At 39.1% G+C, this 17,965-nt stretch carries 23 protein-coding genes and 1 pseudogene; 23 read left to right on the top strand and 1 reads right to left on the bottom strand.

All coding sequences use genetic code 11. The features are described from left to right. Window positions 1-30 precede the first annotated feature (30 nt). From ACXAF2_RS15530 to ACXAF2_RS15495, 8 genes are all read left to right on the top strand, one after another. Window positions 31-438, top strand: a complete 408-nt coding sequence (locus ACXAF2_RS15530) for a YbaN family protein (protein ID WP_262371814.1) — start codon at window positions 31-33, stop codon at window positions 436-438. Between the two features lie 46 nt (window positions 439-484). After that, the gene (locus tag ACXAF2_RS15525; protein ID WP_475139973.1) at window positions 485-667 is read left to right on the top strand and encodes a hypothetical protein; all 183 of its coding nucleotides are present in this window, start codon (window positions 485-487) and stop codon (window positions 665-667) included. A gap of 166 nt (window positions 668-833) precedes the next feature. Beyond that, the gene (locus tag ACXAF2_RS15520) at window positions 834-1,040 is read left to right on the top strand and encodes a hypothetical protein (protein ID WP_475139971.1); all 207 of its coding nucleotides are present in this window, start codon (window positions 834-836) and stop codon (window positions 1,038-1,040) included. Between the two features lie 13 nt (window positions 1,041-1,053). Then, window positions 1,054-1,404, top strand: coding sequence for a hypothetical protein (locus ACXAF2_RS15515; RefSeq protein WP_475139969.1), 351 nt, complete (start codon window positions 1,054-1,056; stop codon window positions 1,402-1,404). 313 nt (window positions 1,405-1,717) lie between these two features. Next, window positions 1,718-2,392: a lysoplasmalogenase gene (locus ACXAF2_RS15510; protein WP_475139968.1), complete on the top strand. Its 675-nt coding sequence runs from the start codon at window positions 1,718-1,720 to the stop codon at window positions 2,390-2,392. Between the two features lie 126 nt (window positions 2,393-2,518). After that, window positions 2,519-3,064, top strand: coding sequence for a sigma-70 family RNA polymerase sigma factor (locus ACXAF2_RS15505; RefSeq protein ID WP_475139967.1), 546 nt, complete (start codon window positions 2,519-2,521; stop codon window positions 3,062-3,064). Then, on the top strand, window positions 3,057-3,710 hold the full coding sequence (locus ACXAF2_RS15500; RefSeq protein ID WP_475139965.1) for a hypothetical protein: 654 nt from the start codon (window positions 3,057-3,059) through the stop codon (window positions 3,708-3,710). Before ACXAF2_RS15505 ends, ACXAF2_RS15500 begins: the two co-directional genes overlap by 8 nt. Before the next feature lie 52 nt (window positions 3,711-3,762). Beyond that, a complete protein-coding gene (locus tag ACXAF2_RS15495) occupies window positions 3,763-4,113 on the top strand; it encodes a DUF4181 domain-containing protein (protein WP_475139964.1) in 351 nt (116 codons plus the stop codon). A gap of 80 nt (window positions 4,114-4,193) precedes the next feature. On the opposite strand, the gene ACXAF2_RS15490 is transcribed toward ACXAF2_RS15495, so the two are convergent. After that, window positions 4,194-4,484: a hypothetical protein gene (locus tag ACXAF2_RS15490; protein WP_475139963.1), complete on the bottom strand. Its 291-nt coding sequence runs from the start codon at window positions 4,482-4,484 to the stop codon at window positions 4,194-4,196. A 710-nt stretch (window positions 4,485-5,194) separates the two neighbouring features. On the opposite strand from ACXAF2_RS15490, the gene ACXAF2_RS15485 reads away from it, so the two are divergent. The 15 genes and pseudogenes from ACXAF2_RS15485 (at window position 5,195) to ACXAF2_RS15415 (ending at window position 17,745) form a co-directional block, all read left to right on the top strand. After that, complete coding sequence (locus tag ACXAF2_RS15485) at window positions 5,195-5,593, top strand: Rrf2 family transcriptional regulator (protein WP_377107692.1); 399 nt, start codon at window positions 5,195-5,197, stop codon at window positions 5,591-5,593. 195 nt (window positions 5,594-5,788) lie between these two features. Further along, a complete protein-coding gene (locus ACXAF2_RS15480) occupies window positions 5,789-6,691 on the top strand; it encodes an NAD(P)/FAD-dependent oxidoreductase (RefSeq protein ID WP_475139960.1) in 903 nt (300 codons plus the stop codon). A 309-nt stretch (window positions 6,692-7,000) separates the two neighbouring features. Continuing rightward, window positions 7,001-7,594, top strand: coding sequence for a DJ-1/PfpI family protein (locus ACXAF2_RS15475; protein ID WP_475139958.1), 594 nt, complete (start codon window positions 7,001-7,003; stop codon window positions 7,592-7,594). A 197-nt stretch (window positions 7,595-7,791) separates the two neighbouring features. Next, window positions 7,792-8,241: a 2-thiouracil desulfurase family protein gene (locus ACXAF2_RS15470; RefSeq protein ID WP_475139957.1), complete on the top strand. Its 450-nt coding sequence runs from the start codon at window positions 7,792-7,794 to the stop codon at window positions 8,239-8,241. Between the two features lie 439 nt (window positions 8,242-8,680). After that, window positions 8,681-9,505: a zinc-dependent metalloprotease gene (locus ACXAF2_RS15465; protein ID WP_475139956.1), complete on the top strand. Its 825-nt coding sequence runs from the start codon at window positions 8,681-8,683 to the stop codon at window positions 9,503-9,505. A 172-nt stretch (window positions 9,506-9,677) separates the two neighbouring features. Further along, a complete protein-coding gene (locus ACXAF2_RS15460; protein ID WP_475139954.1) occupies window positions 9,678-10,106 on the top strand; it encodes a hypothetical protein in 429 nt (142 codons plus the stop codon). 309 nt (window positions 10,107-10,415) lie between these two features. Beyond that, the gene (locus ACXAF2_RS15455) at window positions 10,416-10,919 is read left to right on the top strand and encodes a hypothetical protein (RefSeq protein WP_475139953.1); all 504 of its coding nucleotides are present in this window, start codon (window positions 10,416-10,418) and stop codon (window positions 10,917-10,919) included. Window positions 10,920-11,014: 95 nt separating this feature from the next. Next, on the top strand, window positions 11,015-11,812 hold the full coding sequence (locus ACXAF2_RS15450) for an aminoglycoside adenylyltransferase domain-containing protein (RefSeq protein WP_475139951.1): 798 nt from the start codon (window positions 11,015-11,017) through the stop codon (window positions 11,810-11,812). A 10-nt stretch (window positions 11,813-11,822) separates the two neighbouring features. Next, a complete protein-coding gene (locus ACXAF2_RS15445) occupies window positions 11,823-12,722 on the top strand; it encodes an alpha/beta hydrolase (RefSeq protein WP_475139950.1) in 900 nt (299 codons plus the stop codon). A gap of 52 nt (window positions 12,723-12,774) precedes the next feature. Then, window positions 12,775-13,197 (top strand): FosM family fosfomycin resistance protein, encoded by a 423-nt coding sequence (gene fosM, locus ACXAF2_RS15440; RefSeq protein ID WP_475139949.1) that lies wholly within the window; start codon window positions 12,775-12,777, stop codon window positions 13,195-13,197. A gap of 315 nt (window positions 13,198-13,512) precedes the next feature. After that, window positions 13,513-13,731, top strand: coding sequence for a hypothetical protein (locus tag ACXAF2_RS15435; RefSeq protein WP_475139948.1), 219 nt, complete (start codon window positions 13,513-13,515; stop codon window positions 13,729-13,731). Window positions 13,732-13,783: 52 nt separating this feature from the next. Continuing rightward, window positions 13,784-14,008, top strand: a pseudogene (locus ACXAF2_RS15430) (HAD family hydrolase); the annotation flags it as partial. Window positions 14,009-14,037: 29 nt separating this feature from the next. Beyond that, entirely contained in the window at window positions 14,038-14,796 is a 759-nt protein-coding gene (locus tag ACXAF2_RS15425) for an HAD-IIB family hydrolase (RefSeq protein WP_475139946.1), read from the top strand. Between the two features lie 172 nt (window positions 14,797-14,968). After that, the gene (locus ACXAF2_RS15420) at window positions 14,969-15,289 is read left to right on the top strand and encodes an ArsR/SmtB family transcription factor (RefSeq protein ID WP_475139945.1); all 321 of its coding nucleotides are present in this window, start codon (window positions 14,969-14,971) and stop codon (window positions 15,287-15,289) included. 11 nt (window positions 15,290-15,300) lie between these two features. Beyond that, window positions 15,301-17,745, top strand: a complete 2,445-nt coding sequence (locus tag ACXAF2_RS15415; protein WP_475139944.1) for a heavy metal translocating P-type ATPase — start codon at window positions 15,301-15,303, stop codon at window positions 17,743-17,745. Window positions 17,746-17,965 lie beyond the last annotated feature (220 nt).

Below are 17,965 nucleotides of genomic sequence, written 5' to 3'. Positions count from 1 at the left end.
TTAATCTAACGATGGTAGGGGAAATCAATCATGACACTGAAAAAGATAAAGAGCATTCTGTTTATGCTGCTTGGCTCGATATCCCTGGTGTTCGGGATTGCCGGCACTGTGCTTCCGGTTCTGCCGGGTGGCCCGTTTTACTTATTTGCCGCGTTTTGCTTTGCGAAAAGTTCGAAGCGGATCGATCGTTGGTTTAAGAGCACAGTCATATATGATAAATATGTTCTCGCCCTCCTTCAAAAGAAGGGGATGACCCGGAAAGAGAAAATCAGGATCAACGTGACGGCTGATTTCTTTATTCTGCTCTCAGTCGTGTTCGTGGATATCCTGTTTGTTCGAATCATCTTAATCGGGCTCGCTTTATATAAGCATTATTATTTTATAAAGAAAATCGAAACGATCTATCCGGAGTCGTATCAGGTGGAAAAGAGCCAGTGACCTATAGGCTTACGGCTTGTAATGAACCAAGGAGTTACTGGAGACCATGCTGAAAAGATATCAATTAAAAAGCGATTTCAGAGGGTTCAAAAAGGGGGCCCACTTCTATTTGATTGCTGAATCTGAGTATATTGGCATCAAGGAATTTGTTTTACGAACGAAAGACTTATCCAGGAGAGTTGTTCTCTCTGAAAGGGAAATGGAGAAATATTTTATTCCTTTGAAATGATTCAGCTTAAAGACCCGTCGAGGAGACGGGTCTTTTTTAGTTACAAGATAAGAACATTCAACAAACTGGCATGATTGATGGAATTCCGATTAGGTATTGCCCAACACCACAATATTTGAAATAATTGACATTAATCATACATATAGAGTAAGGAGGGGGAAACCAAATGATGTATTTTTTTATTTTCATCGGAATTCTAGTCCTTTACTTTGCGATTAGGATTTGGATTGGTTCCAGGAAGAGGGAGTTTTATGGGGATAGCATCAAGAATACGTCCCGAAATCCAAAGGATGAAGCCTATGAAAAGTCCGCACGGTATTCCCAACAAGCCATGAATTCAAATCACCATTCAGGTGGCGGTCCCAATGGTTAAGGGGAAGTTTCATTTGAAAAGAATCATGATTACTCTTGTAAGCTTGATCACAGTCCTTTCCTTGTTAGGGTGTGCCGATGATGGAACGGGAATCATTGAAAGTGAGAAAGCCGAAGCCATCGCCATGGAACAATTTGAACAAGATGTACAGGAACATAATGATTCAAGCTTCAAAAAAATCAGCATGGATGACGTGGAACTCCTTTCAAAAGAAACCCATTTCAGCAGTGATTCAAAGGCTTGGGAAATCACGTTTAATTATAAGGACGGGCTCAACAGAGAAGGCATAGTATCCTCTTCAATTGCTAATTATAGTGTAGGTCCTGGGGGAGAAATTATTAAAAAGTCAACTTCATTCAAATGAAAGACGCAAGGACCACGCATCTTTTTAGGGGTTCTTGCGTTTTTTTGTGGACGGCGGACTTCATCAAGAATCAAATATGTGAAAAAGGGGCTTAATAAATCAAATTCCTGCACGATAAATCTGAAACCTGCATGATTATTTCATATCCGACACAATTATAGCCCAAACCAGCATGATTAAAGATCTCCCTGTAAAAGAGAAGCTGGATCACATACTAAAATCAGATTCAACTCTGTCCAAAGAAGGAATTCCATCCCAAAAACAAGTATATATATCAAAGGACTAAAAAAATCGCATAAACAGGATGTGAACGATGTTGAATAAATGGATACTCCCCACCCTGATCGGAATCATGGCCGTCCTCTACATATTCATCATTCCGTCAGAACCATTCGTGTTGAAAATCATCTTTAAACTGATCCCGATGCTACTCATCATTCTCTACGCATTCCGTCAGCTGCCTAAAAGACCAGCTCCGGCCATGCGACTCATCGTCATCGGCCTGTTTTTCTGCATGTTGGGCGACGGGTTCATTGCCGTGTCTTTTGTTGCCGGGCTTGGAGCCTTCCTGGTGGGACACGTTTTCTATTTGATGGGCTTTATCAAAATGTCCCGTATAAACAAGACTCGCCTTGCTGCCTTACTGCCGATTGGATTGTATTCGTTCATCATCGGCCGACAACTGATTACCGCGCTCCAAACCGAAGGGAATGATGGACTCGTGATCCCCGTCGTTGCCTACATGCTGGTCATTTCCCTGATGGCCCTGACCGCCATCCTGACCGGGAACCTATGGGCAACTGCCGGTAGTATCCTGTTTGTCATCTCGGACTCGATCCTGTCATGGAATATGTTCGTGTCAGCCATCCCTTATTCGGATGTTTTGATTATGACAACCTACTACTTGGCGCAGTTCCTGATTGCGGGAAGCCTTGCAAGCTTAGGGAAGTCAGTCAGGCATGAACAGGGTAAAGAAATCATCATGTAATCCACGTTTTCGCCTGGCGATAAACCTCGCCAGGCGTGTTTTTTTGACAAATTGTAAAGAAACCCAAACTTTTTCTATAGTAAAAACGTCTTAATTAGTGAAGATACATACAAAGCAGGTGAGTGTTTGAAACCCGGAACTGTTTCTAAATCCGAGAAAGATCGACTACTTGAGAAAGCCATGACGGAATACGGAAATGATGTGTATTACATTGTTTATTCCTATGTGAAGGAACACAGCCTGGCGGAAGATCTGACTCAAGAGATCTTCATCAAGTTTTATCAAAAAATGGATACCTTTCGCGAGGATTCCACCCTTAAAACATGGATCATCAGCGTGGCCGTCAATCATTGCAAGGATTATTTAAGACGGTGGGATACACGTATGGTCAGTCTATCGAATAAAATCAATGACATGGTCAAAGGAAAGATGGGCGCCCCGGAACAAACTGTGATCGAGAAGGAAAAGAATTCAGAGCTGATCCAGAGTGTGTTGTCCCTTCCCATCAAATATCGGGAAGTCATCTTCCTCTATTATTTTGAAGAAATGAAGCTATCTGAAATCGGGGCCTGTATGGATTTGAACACCAATACCGTGAAGACCAGATTAACAAGAGGGAAAGCGCTGCTCGGTTCAACGATTAAACGGAACGAGGTGTATAACAATGGATGAGCTTAAACGTTTGCGAGGTCTGATGAAAGAAGAGACCTTCAAAGAGCATGGTTTTACCAATAAGATGAGGGAGAACATTCTGAATGAGGTTCATTCGAAACCTTCATCCAAAGCCTTTTCATTCAATAAAAAACCGATATTCGCTCCGTTGATGTCCTTTGTATTTGTTGCCGCATGCCTCTCTCTGTTCGTTTATTTCGGTGGAACACAATTGGGACTCTTTGACGGAAATAACGCCAGTGCCCCTTTTTATCAATACGAGGCCAAAGATCGTCCTGAATCCCTTGGCGCAGAATTCAAGTTTCTCACAAAGGCCCCATTTGAAGTAGCGGAGGTCACAACCAAAACAAGTGCGGATCCTTCAGGGGAAATAGAATTGGTGACCTTGACGGGTAAGGAAAGACAAATAATCAAACTGACGTTTCAATCCATAGAACCAGGAACCAATCTGACACTATACCAGGAAGAAGTGAAAGTCGGCCAATCCAAAGGAAGCTATTATGAATCAGAAGGTCCGGAAAAGGTCAACCGACTGATATGGATTGAAGGGGATACCATTAAATATGAAATGGAATACTTGCCCGGGGGATCTGACATTACTTTATCCAAGAAAGACATGATTAAGATGGCGGAGTCGTTTAGATAAATCCTTAGGCATGCAACATTACCCTTTAGACGGACTTTTGGAGGTGCATCACATGTACAGTTTTATCGTTTATATTGTCATCGCCCTGTCTGCATATTTTATCGTTGAGAAGATTGCCAGGAGATGGTGGAACATTCCATATAACAGAAAATCCGGATTAGAAGGACTTGGTTCAACTCACACTTGGGTAAGGAGAATCGGTTGGACGCTCTTTTTTATATGTGTTGTGTTCTTCCAGGCTGAACTCGTCGGGGCGATAATCATTATCTTACTCTCGGGATTCGATGTTTTTATGCAATGGAGAAGGAGTAAAGCTGAAAGAGAGTACGTCATTACACTTCTAGGTCTTGTCTTCTTCGTCATCTTTATAACAGTTGGTTATACGTTTGATTTCTTAGGGTAGAAAGATGGGAGATTATAGTCCCGTCCCAGCGCTTCACTCAAAGAAAAGGATGATGGATACAGATCCATCATCCTTTCCCCTTAATATGTTCCATACAAAACCTTAACGATGTTTCCGTACTTGTTATAGGTCACTTCTTTCCACTGATCCCCGCCGTTGGCACTTCGATACATGATGATGAAATTACTGCCTGAAGCTCTCCAATAATACTCTATCCAGGTGACTCCCCCTTGGCCGCCGCCATCTTCTATGACCTTTGTATCATCATGCTCGGCTGCGAATGACTGCGTCATCCCTACAGCAGCACCAGCAGATAGAACCAGTGAACACGTAACCAGATACGTCACTGAACGTTGAATGAAACCGATCACTATTGCCATCTCCCTTTTGTTAATAAATGTAATTTATAGTCAATCATACTACAAATATCAACATCTGAATTAGGTCCAATTCTCTATCAATCGGGAGTAATGACCACTGAATAGGAAGATATCTCTATGATTCTTGTTGAGATATAAATATTTTAATAATTCAATTTCACTTAGTGGTGTGATTTTGATGTCATCAAAGTGATGAACAAAGGATTGTGTGATCTTAAATACTTTGAAATAATTGGTATTAAGTTGAAAGACAGTTGTTAAGAATTCATTGAATTGAGGTGGAGTTGTGTCTAAATCCTTTTGGCTACCGTTAATTGCTGCAATTGGAACCATGGTATTGCTATATGTAATTGGTTTTATAGGAAATATAGAATTCCTTGTATTCAAGATTTCACTCTCCAACACTGAAATTGCTTTACTACCAATCGCTATCGGGATAGTAGTGGCAATGGTTAGTGACCGGATTGTTAAATCCAGGTCTCTAGAATAGGGGGAATCATCGGGACGGCTCTTCTGCTTCTGAAGCGAAAGAACCGTCCAGCAGGCGTTTTATTCCGTATTTCAAGATTTATACTAAAATATAGGGTCAAAATGGTGAAGATTTTTTCATTCTACATTCTTATTTAGGAAGCAGTAGTATTGACAAATAAATCCATTCAAGGATATTATAGATATAGTAAGTCTATAATAGAGGTGTTAACATGAAATTTTCAAAAGCGACTAATTATGCGTTGCACACCATGCTTGCTCTCGTTACTGCTTCTTCAAGTGAGCCTATAGGTGTCCAGAAACTGGCAGAATCCCAAGGTGTTTCCACAACGTATCTGTCTAAGATTTTAACCAAGCTCGTAAAAGCAGGAATGGTTGAATCAATTTCCGGAGCTCATGGAGGTTATCGATTATCTCGTCTAAAAGATGATATTACATTTTTAGATATCATTCACGCCATAGAAGGTACAGCTTCCTTATTTGAATGTGATTTTGTTCATGGAGATGAATGCTTAATTCAAGCTGAAATGAAAGAAGCAGAAGAGAAGATGAAGCAACATTTAAAAGAAATTAACTTAGTGGACATAGCTCAAAAGCAAATGGGAGTTTAACACAAGTCATTTTTTTAGCTTTTTACTTTAGAGATGAATCTTTTCATTTAATCATAGATATAATGTGTCTCTAATATATTTCAGGGAGGGAGAAGGATGAATGTTACTACACTCTTAAGAGCTCCACCAATCAGGAAATTTATGTTTAATTACAGATATAATATATCTATATTATCTATATAGGCGGTGTAATGTATGATTTATGAATGTGCGATTATTGGAGGAGGCCCTGCAGGGTTGAATGCAGCCCTTGTACTGGGGAGAGCAAGACGAAGTGTAGCTTTGATTGATCATAATCAGCCTAGAAATGCTGTGACACATGCTTCTCACGGTTTCATTACAAGAGACGGTATATCACCGTCCGAATTCCGTCGTATTGCTTATAAAGAAGTGTTGAATTACCCTTCTGTCAATCATCTGCAAACTGAGATCGTTTCAGTCAACAAAACAGCTATGGGATTTGAAGTAGTTGATATTTCAGGAAATCGTATTCTCACAAAAAAACTAATTGTGGCAACAGGGGTAAAAGAGATTTTTCCTCACATCGAGGGCTTTTATTCGTTATATGGAAAAAGTTTGTTTAATTGTCCTTATTGTGATGGATGGGAACTGCAGGATCAGCCGATTTTCGTTGTTTCCGAAAATCCATCTATCTTCCATATGGCGAAACTGCTCTTCAATTGGAGTAAAGATTTGGTTGTTTGTACCAATGGTCTTACACTTTTATCGGAAGTGCAAAAGAAGCAACTGCAATCAAAAGGGATTACGGTGATAGAGAAATCCATTCTAGCCTTTATCGGCCAAAACGGTAGATTGGAACATATTCGCTTTACAGATGGAACTCACACTGCGAGAGCTGGAGGCTTTGTCATGCCCCAATTTGTTCAAAGCGCACCGTTCAGAGACCAGTTGGGGTATGAAATGACAAAGTCGGGTGGGATCAAAACAGATGAATCAGGAAGAACCTCCATACCTGGTTTGTATTCTGCTGGAGATGCTTCCTATGTAAAACCATCTCAAGTGGTTTTTGCAGCAGCTGATGGGAGCCGTATTGCGATGGCCGTTAATATGGATTTAACAGAAGAAGAGTTTGAATGACATCAAACCCTTTTAAAGATTGTTATAGACTAAAACAAATCGGGCGCGTTTATCGGGCCCGATTCTTGTATAATAGAAGGAAATATTGGAATTCGGTGAAGAGGTACGGCTGTACATAATCGACGAATTCCACCACCTAAAATAAAAGCAAAATCAATTAATATTTGATTATCAATATTAATAAGGTAATCAAGCCTTGCAAATTTGATCACCTGACCCATAAAAGGAAATTTCGATTATTAGCTAAAGACAAGTCTTATTTTTAATCATTCTCTATGTATCTATAACTGTCACAAGGAGGTTTAAAACATGCAACAGCGTACAGTTGGTATTTTACTATTTAATGATGTAGAAGTTTTGGATTTTGCAGGACCATTTGAAGTTTTTTCTGTAGCGACTTTACCTCATTCAAATGAAAAGCCGTTTATTGTTAAAACAATATCTGAAAATGGAGACTTGGTTACGGCAAGGAATGGTTTGAAAGTTGTTCCTGATTTTAGTTTAGCTAACCATCCTTTATTAGATATCGTGATTATTCCTGGGGGGTATGGTGCTGAACAGGTTGAAATAAACAATCCTACTATCATCGAATGGATTAAAGCCCAGCAATCAAGAACAGAATTTCTGACTTCAGTCTGTACGGGTGCGCTACTTCTTGCAAAAGCAGGAATTCTTGATGGAAGAAAAGCGACAACGCATTGGATGGATATTGATCGATTAAAACATGAATTTCCTCAAGTATCAGTCCAGCGTGATGTTAAATTTGTCGATGAAGGATCCATTCTAACATCTGGAGGAATATCAGCAGGAATAAATATGTCGTTTCACCTAATATCTCGACTGCACGGAAAAGATGTAGCTGCAGCGACAGCAAAACGAATGGAGTATGAAATTAAGTTGTAACTTTCCATTAACGAATGAAAGAAGCATGATACTTTTATGTGGTTAGATTCTTTTGATTAACGATCCTTCGCAATAGGAGCGCTATTCTGGAATAAGAAAAGAAATGATTTGAGAGTGAATGGAAGCATTCAGTCATTCATTTAACGTTGAGTTAGCTGTACAAGTTCATAAGGTGCTATCAAAATGAGGTGTGATCAATGATATTAGTGAGTTCTTGTTTAGCAGGTTTGGAAGTAAGATATAACGGTACGCATTGTCTAGATCATAAGATCAGTAAACTAATAGAAGAGAATAAGGCGATACCAGTATGCCCGGAATTGCTTGGCGGATTTTCAACCCCCAGAGAACCTGCTGAAATAATAGGGGGTAACGGGGATGATGTATTGGCTGGAAAAGCGAAAGTAGTCGAAAAATCAGGTAAAGACGTTACGGAAATGTATTTAAAAGGAGCATATGCTACATTAAAAAAGGCCAAAGAGGTTCATGCAGATGTAGTTGTTCTTAAAGAATATAGCCCCTCGTGTGGAAGTGCCATGATTTACAATGGAGAATTTAAAAGCAAGAAAATGATTGGAAATGGAGTCACAACTGCTTTACTTAAAAGAAACGGGATACAAGTCATTTCTGAAGAACAGTTTTTTCTATAATCTCAGTTGAGTTATTTTCCTTTATATGGAGCTTACCCTGAACGGGTTGAGCTTCTTTTTTATCTAAAGTTTTTCTTGAGTAAGCTGCTAAATTTTAAAATAATTGGAAAAAAGTAAATGAACATATATTCATAGTTGGAAGGAAAAAGGTACAGAAAGGGAACTATTTGACATACCAAATGAAACAAAGGAGAGAAGGATCTAAATGGTAACAAACTTCAAGTCCACTGGTAAGATTATTATGGAAATTTCCAACTGACTCTTATCCACTAACTTAAATCTAAAAATAGTAGAGAAAACATGAAAATTTTCACCTATTTAGTAGAAATACCTCGAATGTACACAGGACTTTTCACCCGAACTTTCTCAACCTCTAATTAAAAGGTATTAGGAAGAATCCCCCGAATTTGTTAGGTATACCAAAAAAGGAGGGTTCTCTATGAACTTGAAAAAAATTGCTTCAACTACTTTAGCTTTATCCATTTGCATCGCACCTGCCATTGGACTTGCAAAGGTACAACCAACAGACCTGGACCATCACGACCATGACCATGCAGCACCAACCACTACTTACATCGATTCATTACCAAAGGCCAAGGAATATGCTCCTGATAAAGGTCCTGCTAAAATCGAGAAGTCTACTAAAGTAGTAGAGTTAGATCAAAAGGGTAATGTGAAAGATGTAAAAACGACTAAAAGTACATTCTCTTCAAAAAATGCACAACAAAATAAAGAGTTCAAAGCTCAAGCAACCAAAACAGTAACTGTATTAGCGGTAGCGGATGAAGAATATCGAGGTACATATAGTGACTGGCAAAGCAGAGTACAACAAATCGTTGAAAACGCGGATGACGCATTTATCAGAGACCACGGAATAGACTTCCAAGTACAGGCAGTAGGAAATTGGACCTCACAAGGTGGTAACAGCTCACAAATCTTATCCGATCTAAGTAGGGATTGGTCGGGTTACAGTTACGACTTTGTAGTTGGTTTCTCAAAGGATGCTAACTTTGATGCTGGAGGAATAGCTTACGTTTATTCTTCAGATCCTGGAACAGCATTTAGCGTTAACTTAGATCAAGGTGTAACAAACACTTCTAAAGCAGCTCAGCATGAATTCTCACATAACTACGGGCTTGGACATGATGCACAAGGTAGTGGGATTCGATGCGTGATGAACTACGATTACTCTTATTCAGTAGATTACTGGCACCCAGCACATAACACACAGATTCAGAATAATAAGGTCTGGTATGGTCAGTAAACAATATAGAACCTCCCTCATTTTTGAGGGAGGTTTTCTTATGGATTTCTAGAATTTAAAGGGGGAAATATTAGATTAGTAGTTTCAACATTACGAAACTTTTTCAAAGAGATAAACGTATATTCACTAACATCAAAATGGATTTACTTCCAACTGGGGAATGAGGATACAAATGTATTATGCTATGTTGCTAATAGGTGCAGTGTTATTATTGATTGGTGTTTTTTGGTTCGTTTATATGTTCAAGGAAAGAGAATTTACTCTTTCAAATACATTTAAAGCTCTTATTTCATTAATATTCAGCGGTCTACTGCTAGTTATCACTCTCCCCAGCTTAAAATATATGCTATTTAAAGAGTATGATGTTGTAAAAGGGAGTTGCACGATTGAGATAGATTCATCTGGGAGAACCAGTGAAGCATCATTTAAAATGGGTGCTTCGTCCGATGTCTTTTACTTTAGAGATATCCCTGACTTGGATTCTTATGGAAGGGCCGTTCCGTACTACTGTGAGCTCACAGTCACAAAGGATCATGAGTTTGAAATAAGGTATAAAATCTATGATTCTAAAACGAGGGAACTTATCCAAACAAGTGATTAGTTATAGTTACAGTCTGAATGATTCTAAAACAATCGACAACAATCATCTGGCTAATTATGGTCATCCTATATGTACTGTCCATTCCATGCTTGGTTAACGTCACAAATACGGACGAACCAATATTTTAGTTATTCTGTAAGTGGTTCAAGATGCGGAGGCTTATCCAGAAAAGGATAGCCTTCTTTTTAATGCAGTAAGGATGGTCAGAGCGATTGCTAAGTTCAACATCTGAAATCCAGATCCGTTATAATAAAATTGAAACTTTTACCATTATTGTACGTATAGGTGAGTACGGAGGAGGTTATGAGTATGAAAAAAATCACGGGCATAACCATGAACTTATTCGTCTTAGCGTCTGTCATTGTTTTGGCCGCTGGCTGTAGCTCTCCAAAGGAAAGTGATGAGAATGTGAAAACCATCCAAACTTTTTTGGAGAAAGAATTCACAGGACCTAATGATGAACTGACGTACGCTCTAGAACAAGATGGTGCATTTCCGCCTGAATTAGAAAAGTATGTAGAAGAAAACTATCAGCCGTTGGTGATGAATTGGGAAGATATGATGAATACTAATCAGATTTTGTTATTTCAAAGAGTTGCATATGAAAATGGGTACCAATTGAAACCAACGAATATTGAAATACAAAAGGATCAAGACCAAGCTTATGATTATGAAGTCGAAGTGGAATACAGCAAAGACGGCCAAACCGACACCGCTACGATTACAGCAAGAATGAACCTCAATGAAGATGGCAAGATTGTCACCATTCGAAATATGAATAATGATGGTTTAGTAGATAAAATGGATCAGTAAAAAGAGAGAATTTAGTAAGCACGAAAACCATCCCATCGCTTCCTAAGTTGTCCATTCATGAAGCAAGTTAACGGAAAAATAAAAGGGGCATTACTGTGGCATTTAATTTAATTAACTGTTCTTCTAGAATAAAAGAATTTATTCTCACCCTGCAAAAAGGGGTTGCTGAAATTATAAAAGATGATTGGATAGGTTTATATCTACACGGCTCTTTAGCGATGGGAGGATTTAACCCGGACCGAAGTGATATTGATGTATTGGTCGTCACGGAAAAGAGGATGACAGTTGAAACAAAAAGAAAATTAGCAAAGCTCTTCTTAATGTATTCCAATTCCCCATTTCCTGTTGAAGTAAGTTTCCTTAATATGAACCAATTAACAGAATGGCAGCATCCTTGTCCGTATGATTTTCATTTTAGTGAATTCTGGAGAGAACGGTATGAAAATGATTTAGTCAGTGGAACATACAAGTATTTAAATGGGGATGTTAACACTGATGCAGATTTAGCAGCTCATATTATGATCACTACTACTAGAGGGGTTTGTGTAAAAGGAAGACCCATTGGTGAAGTTTTCCCTTTAGTCCCACGATCAGATTATCTATCGTCTATATTAGGGGATTTTAAGGATTGTTTAACAAATATCGAAGAAGACCCCATTTATTGTACTCTAAATTTGATTAGAGTTTTTTGGTATCTAAAAGAAGGGGTTATTTCTTCCAAACTGGAAGCTGGTAACTGGGGGTTATTAACATTCCCAAAAGAGATGAGTATGACTATTAACAAAGTGGTGGAATGTTATTCGAGTGAAAAAGTTACTTACGACTTTGAGAAAGATGAACTCGTACTGATAAAAGACTATATTTCGGAAAAGGTTCAGACGTTATTGCACTGACTGAAAAGGAGTGAGAAGGATTCAATCACTTATCCAACTAGAAGACAATAAAATTGAGGTACTGTATAAAGGTCATAAAGGTCCGCAGATTGTTATTCTTACAGGGATGGGCTGCTCTTTTGATGAATGGTATGAGGTAATTGAAACATTAAGTAATACTTGTCGAATACTAACCTTTCATCGAAGGGGACTCGGACTTAGTGATTTAGGTAAGGAGGTTCATAATACAGAGTCGACAGTCTGTGATCTGGCGTATATACTTCATTCCTTTAAAATGGAGGAGCCGATTTATTTAGTAGGGCATTCCTATGGTGGTCTGTGTGCCCAACACTTCGCGAAAGTTTATCCTGAACGTGTGGCAGGAGTGGTGTTAGTAGACTCTACTTCTGTTGAATTAAAAGAATTGGAGAAGCTCGATCTACCCGTTATAAATGAGGAATCAGATGAATCCTGGATAAAGAAATGCTTGGATTATTCGAAGAAAGATAAAGAAGAATTATCTGACATCATTCAACCTTCCCTTAATGAGAAACATCTTCGCTTTCCAAAGGCTATTCAGCAGAAACTATTGGACTTCCAAGTGACCCCATCACTCTATCAAGCGATGGCATCGGAGATTAAGGAATGGAAACAGGACGCAGAAGTAATTAAGAACTTAGGTGATTTTCCAGATGTACCTTTATTCGTCATTGGACGGGATAAAGAATTTACAATTGAATCAGAAATGGGCAAAGATATCCCTCTTTGGGAACTAAGGAGATTTGAAGAGAAATGGACAGAGCTAATCACTGATCAGAGTAAGTTATCTTCAAAAAGTGAATTAATCTTTGCGAGTAACTCAGGACATTCTGTGTTCCTTGATCGTCCGGACTTAGTTATTGATTGTGTACATAAAATGTGCCAGGAGTAGATAAATAGAATGCGAAGATTACATACGTTTAGCAAAGAATGGAGGTGAATAAATGACAATCAAAGGGCTTAATCATTTTCTATTTTCAGTTACGGATTTAGAAACGTCCATTAAGTTTTATCAAAAAGTATTCGATGCTAAATTATTAGTAATGGGTAGAAAAACGGCTTACTTGGATGTTCAGGGGATGTGGTTTGCCCTTAATGTAGAGAAAGACATCCCCCGTAATGAAATACATCAATCCTACACCCATATTGCCCTTTCCATTGAAGAAAAGGATTTTGACAGTATGTACGACAAACTAAAGAGATTAAATGTAAATGTATTGTCAGGTCGTCCGAGAGATGAAAGAGATAAAAAGTCCATCTATTTTACGGACCCGGATGGGCATAAATTTGAATTTCATACAGGTACATTGCAAGAAAGATTGGATTACTATAGAGAAGAGAAGACACATATGGAGTTTTTTGATTAAAGGATGTCGAAGATTGGAGGGCGATTTCAGCTAGCACCTCGAATTTCTGAGTTCAGCAGCCACTCTTTTCACTTAGATAAACGGGGGGTATTAAATTGAATAACTTCGCACTGATGTGTATCTTGCTTCTACTAGGTGTAATAGTTGAATTTATCGGAACGAAATTCATTACATATAAGAATAAAAGAAGAACTTTTTCATTTATTGTGTGGGGTGGTCTATTAATCACCTTCATTGTACTTTGGTTTCTGGAAAATTCTTAATTCTAACCTGGGTTAATAAGTAAACAGATCTTATTAGAGAAGGTGAAAATAAATGTTAGGTAAAATGAAAGCAATACCTGAGAAAGTGGCATTTGCAATAGGCTTAGCTTTCATATTATTTAGTCCAATAGGTATATTTTTCATGTCATTTCTAGTCCCATTAGGTAATGGGACAAAGATAATTATAGGAAGTGGTGCTTATTTTTTTGCTTTTTTATTGATACTAAGTGCGGCTGATAAAAGACATTCTAGAATTGGTAAGAAAATGTGAGGATTATATAATGAGAGAAAGGCCGTGAATTTATTTGGGTAAGTATAAAGCAATCCTATTCGATCTGGATGATACCTTACTTGACAGGGATCAGGCAGTAGATCAAATGTTTTCGGTTATTTTAGAAAAGTGTTATGAGGGAGTTCATCATCCAGCAAGAGACGAAATGTTGCAGAGATTCAAAGAATACGATAAAGGAAGCTATGGCGATAACAATAAGATAAACGTTTTGGACTCATTATTTGATGAGTTCCCACCGCAGTATAAATTGCCGCGCATAATGCCAAAACGCCAGAGGTGAAAAAAATGATTTTTGTATTCGATTTAGATGGGACGATTTGTTTTAAAGGAAAACCCTTAAGCAAAGAAATATGTGATGCTTTAAACGTTTGTAAGCAACAGGGGCACGAAATTGTATTCGCTTCAGCCAGGCCCATTCGTGATTTATTACCCGTTCTGCCTGAAGAATTCCGGCACTATCGCATGGTTGGTGGGAATGGTGCCTTTACTTATGCAAATCAGGAGATCAAGACTCGTACTTTTACAATAGAAACATTTGATCAAGTAAAACAGATCATAGGAACCAACCAGCTGAGTTATCTGATAGACAGTGATTGGGATTACAGCTATACAGGAGATCATCATCATCCCATATTCCGTAATCTTGATCCTGAGAAGCGTGCTGTCAATCAGCCATTGACTCAATTATCAAAGATCACGAAAGTCGTATTATTTACAAGTGATCAAGGGATTAAACAACAGCTCGGGAAGCTCTCTGTACAAGTATACGAACACGGGGATGAAGAACTTATGGATATAAGCCCGGTAGGAATACATAAGGCAGAGGGCCTGAGACAATTAGGCATACATCCAGGAGAGTTTATTGCATTCGGAAATGACCAAAATGACTTAGAACTGTTTCAAAACGCAAAGTACAGTGTTTGTGTTGGAGAGCATCCAGTAAAAGAACATGCATCAACTTCCATAAGGATTGAGGATGTTCCTTTTAAAATAAAAGAAATCAGTGAATTATACCAACAAAGAGGCCTCATTCTTGAAAGCTGATTTATTCAGTTTAAGACCTTCGTTTAATGTGAGCTTATCCTAACCAGGATAGGCTTATTTTTTATGAAGAATCTTTTTTGTACTAATTTTGACACACATATTAGAAATTGGTAATATGTTAGTAATGAAAACGTATTAGGAATATCTAATATGATTGGAAGGGGTTAATAAGTTGAAAGAGATTGCTATAGAAACAAAAGTAAAATTCCTGCAAGGCTTTGCCCATAAATTGAGAATTCAAATCCTTGAGTCTATAAAAGAAGAAGAAAAAACGGTATCGCAGATTGTCAAGGACCTGGATGGCAGTCAGTCAAGTATTTCCCAACATATTTCCTGTTTAAAGGGATGTGGACTCATTGCAGGAAGACAGGAAGGGAAATATATCTATTATAGTTTAAGTGATCAAAAAGTCCGCGATTTGTTAACAATGTTTGACGTAGTACTTAAGGAAGTACAAAACAATGTGGTTTGTTGTCATGACCATATCGTTTAGGAGGTGGGAAAATGGCCGATAAATGTTGCAGTTCTGAAGCTGCGGAAGATCTTAAAGAAAAAAGCTGTTGCAGCAGTGAAGAAGTAATTGAGAAGAAACAGGCATGTTGCAGAAGCGAGGCGGTCGCAGTAGAAGCTGCAGGCATTGCAAGCGGTGAGATGGTTGAATACAGAGTATTCGGGATGGATTGTCCTTCTTGCGCCTCATCCATTGAAAAAGGATTAGGAAAAGTAAATAACATAGAAAATATAAAGGTTAACTATAATACAGGTAAACTTCGGTTCATGGGGAATAAAGAAACGAATCTTGACCAAGTGGAAGATGTGGTGCAAAAGCTTGGATTTAAGGTTGAACCCTTAGAACAAAAAAATAATATGAGGATTTATCATGTAGAAGGCATGGATTGCAGTAGTTGTGCCAAAAGTATTGAAAACCACTTAAACACAATACCCGGTGTAAACAGTGTAAGTGTTAACTTTTCAACGGGGAAATTGAAAGCAGGGCATGAAAACAGTGTGGAAGAAATCATTTCTGAAGTGTCTAAAATCGGCTTTAAAGCGTCATTGGCCTCAAAGAACAATGGAGCTGAACCAGTTAAGCACCAGGAAGGTAAAGGGTTGATCATTACATCAGGTATATTGATTGGACTAGGTTTTATCGGTTCTTTTACCGGTGTTTCCACATTCATCACCACCCTAATGTACGCGTTGGCAATGGTGATCAGCGGGTATAAACCTGTGAAAAGTGCCTTTTATTCGATTAAAAGCCGGTCATTGGATATGAATGTCCTCATGTCAGCTGCGGCCATTGGTGCTGCCTTTATCGGAGAATGGCTTGAAGGGGCAACAGTGGTTTGGTTATTCGCTCTCGGAACCACTCTTCAAAATATGTCACTTGAAAAAACAAGGGACTCTATTCGGAATTTAATGAACCTGGCTCCGTCGGAAGCATGGATTAAAGTGGGCTCCCGATTAATGAAGAAACCTGTTGAAGAAGTGTCCGTCGGTGACATTCTGGTTGTTAAACCGGGTGATAGAATCCCATTAGACGGAGAGATTGTGACCGGTGAATCCAGTGTCAATCAAGCTCCGATAACAGGAGAATCCATTCCCGTCGATAAACAAGCCGGTGATACCGTATACGCAGGAACCATCAATGAAAACGGGTCCCTTGAAGTGAAAGTTACCAAGTTAGTGGAAGATACGACTATCGCAAAAATCATTCACCTGGTGGAAGAAGCCCAGGAACAGAAGGCTCCCACCCAGGCATTTATCGATAAATTTGCGGCAATCTATACACCCATTGTATTTATCCTGGCATTAGTCGTCATGGTCATTCCGCCTTTAGTAGGCTTAGGAACATGGGGAGAATGGTTCTATAAAGGACTCGAATTATTAGTCGTTGCCTGTCCATGTGCATTGGTTATTTCTACCCCTGTCGCGATTGTTTCTGCCATTGGAAACGCTGCAAAGAATGGTGTGTTAATCAAAGGGGGAACATTCCTGGAAAAGGCAGGAGCCATCAATGCCATCGCCTTTGATAAAACGGGTACCTTGACTGAAGGAAAACCGAACGTTTCTGAAATCAAGGCTTTACGTACATCGGAAGACGAGTTGCTGTCGATCGCCTTGACGCTGGAAGAATACTCGACTCATCCGATTGCACAAACCATTGTTCGATACGCGAATGTCAAGGGGATTCAAGCTAAACAAGGCGAGTTGTTTAAGAGTATTGTAGGTAAAGGTGTTCAAGCCACCATTGACGGTGAAGTATATTATGCCGGAAATTCAAGGCTTTTTGATGAAATGGAGATTCCTCTCGGGGAAGTGAAAGCAAATGTTGAAGATCTGCAGAGTAAAGGAAAAACCGTTGTCATTATCGGTACAAGGAAAGAAATCATCGGCGTCATTTCTGTTGCTGATACCATCAGGAACTCGACCGTTAATGCCTTGAACGGGTTAAAGAAAGTTGGAGTCAATCAAGTTGTCATGCTGACAGGTGATAATGAAGGCACAGCTAAGATGATCTCCAAGGAAACAAGCGTCAACCGCTATTTTGCTGAACTGTTACCGGAAGATAAAGTGGAAGCGATCAAACAATTACAAAGGGAAGGTCATAACGTAGCAATGGTCGGAGACGGCATTAACGATGCTCCTGCACTTGCAACCGCGGATCTGGGGATTGCCATGGGCGGTGCGGGAACGGACACAGCGATGGAAACGGCCGACATTGTCCTGATGGCGGATAACCTTGAAAAACTTCCGCATACGATCAACTTGAGCAGAAAAGCGCTCAGAATCATCAAGCAGAACATCTGGTTCTCTTTGATCGTAAAATTTGTCGCCCTGGCTTTGATCTTCCCAGGATGGTTAACACTATGGTTAGCGGTGTTAAGTGATACAGGAGCTGCAATCATCGTCATTTTGAATGCGTTGCGGCTAGTAAAAGTAAAATGAATGATTGATAAAAGCTGTTCAGTATTTGCTGAGCGGCTTTTTTATTTTGATACAAACCCCAATTTTAATGTAAATCCCCTTTGGTTGAGCTAATACATAAAGCAGGCCATTCCCTTCTTAAGCAAGATTTCCACTATAGAACACACATCTATATAAGTTGCCAATACTTTAGAGGACATCCCTAATCATTCCGTCAGGATTATGTAACACTTATTCAGCC

The organism is Rossellomorea sp. ABR4_004, assembly GCF_056159585.1.
The sequence above is the reverse complement of the archived record's forward strand: the minus strand, read 5'-3'. Positions and strand labels throughout refer to the sequence as shown.

Bases quoted from the DNA above. Each gene is read 5' to 3' on its own strand.
- ACXAF2_RS15530 (WP_262371814.1), top strand. From the start codon at position 31: ATGACACTGAAAAAGATAAAGAGCATTCTGTTTATGCTGCTTGGCTCG.
- ACXAF2_RS15525 (WP_475139973.1), top strand. From the start codon at position 485: ATGCTGAAAAGATATCAATTAAAAAGCGATTTCAGAGGGTTCAAAAAG.
- ACXAF2_RS15520 (WP_475139971.1), top strand. From the start codon at position 834: ATGATGTATTTTTTTATTTTCATCGGAATTCTAGTCCTTTACTTTGCG.
- ACXAF2_RS15510 (WP_475139968.1), top strand. From the start codon at position 1,718: ATGTTGAATAAATGGATACTCCCCACCCTGATCGGAATCATGGCCGTC.
- ACXAF2_RS15500 (WP_475139965.1), top strand. From the start codon at position 3,057: ATGGATGAGCTTAAACGTTTGCGAGGTCTGATGAAAGAAGAGACCTTC.
- ACXAF2_RS15495 (WP_475139964.1), top strand. From the start codon at position 3,763: ATGTACAGTTTTATCGTTTATATTGTCATCGCCCTGTCTGCATATTTT.
- ACXAF2_RS15485 (WP_377107692.1), top strand. From the start codon at position 5,195: ATGAAATTTTCAAAAGCGACTAATTATGCGTTGCACACCATGCTTGCT.
- ACXAF2_RS15480 (WP_475139960.1), top strand. From the start codon at position 5,789: ATGATTTATGAATGTGCGATTATTGGAGGAGGCCCTGCAGGGTTGAAT.
- ACXAF2_RS15475 (WP_475139958.1), top strand. From the start codon at position 7,001: ATGCAACAGCGTACAGTTGGTATTTTACTATTTAATGATGTAGAAGTT.
- ACXAF2_RS15470 (WP_475139957.1), top strand. From the start codon at position 7,792: ATGATATTAGTGAGTTCTTGTTTAGCAGGTTTGGAAGTAAGATATAAC.
- ACXAF2_RS15465 (WP_475139956.1), top strand. From the start codon at position 8,681: ATGAACTTGAAAAAAATTGCTTCAACTACTTTAGCTTTATCCATTTGC.
- ACXAF2_RS15460 (WP_475139954.1), top strand. From the start codon at position 9,678: ATGTATTATGCTATGTTGCTAATAGGTGCAGTGTTATTATTGATTGGT.
- ACXAF2_RS15455 (WP_475139953.1), top strand. From the start codon at position 10,416: ATGAAAAAAATCACGGGCATAACCATGAACTTATTCGTCTTAGCGTCT.
- fosM (WP_475139949.1), top strand. From the start codon at position 12,775: ATGACAATCAAAGGGCTTAATCATTTTCTATTTTCAGTTACGGATTTA.
- ACXAF2_RS15435 (WP_475139948.1), top strand. From the start codon at position 13,513: ATGTTAGGTAAAATGAAAGCAATACCTGAGAAAGTGGCATTTGCAATA.
- ACXAF2_RS15425 (WP_475139946.1), top strand. From the start codon at position 14,038: ATGATTTTTGTATTCGATTTAGATGGGACGATTTGTTTTAAAGGAAAA.
- ACXAF2_RS15415 (WP_475139944.1), top strand. From the start codon at position 15,301: ATGGCCGATAAATGTTGCAGTTCTGAAGCTGCGGAAGATCTTAAAGAA.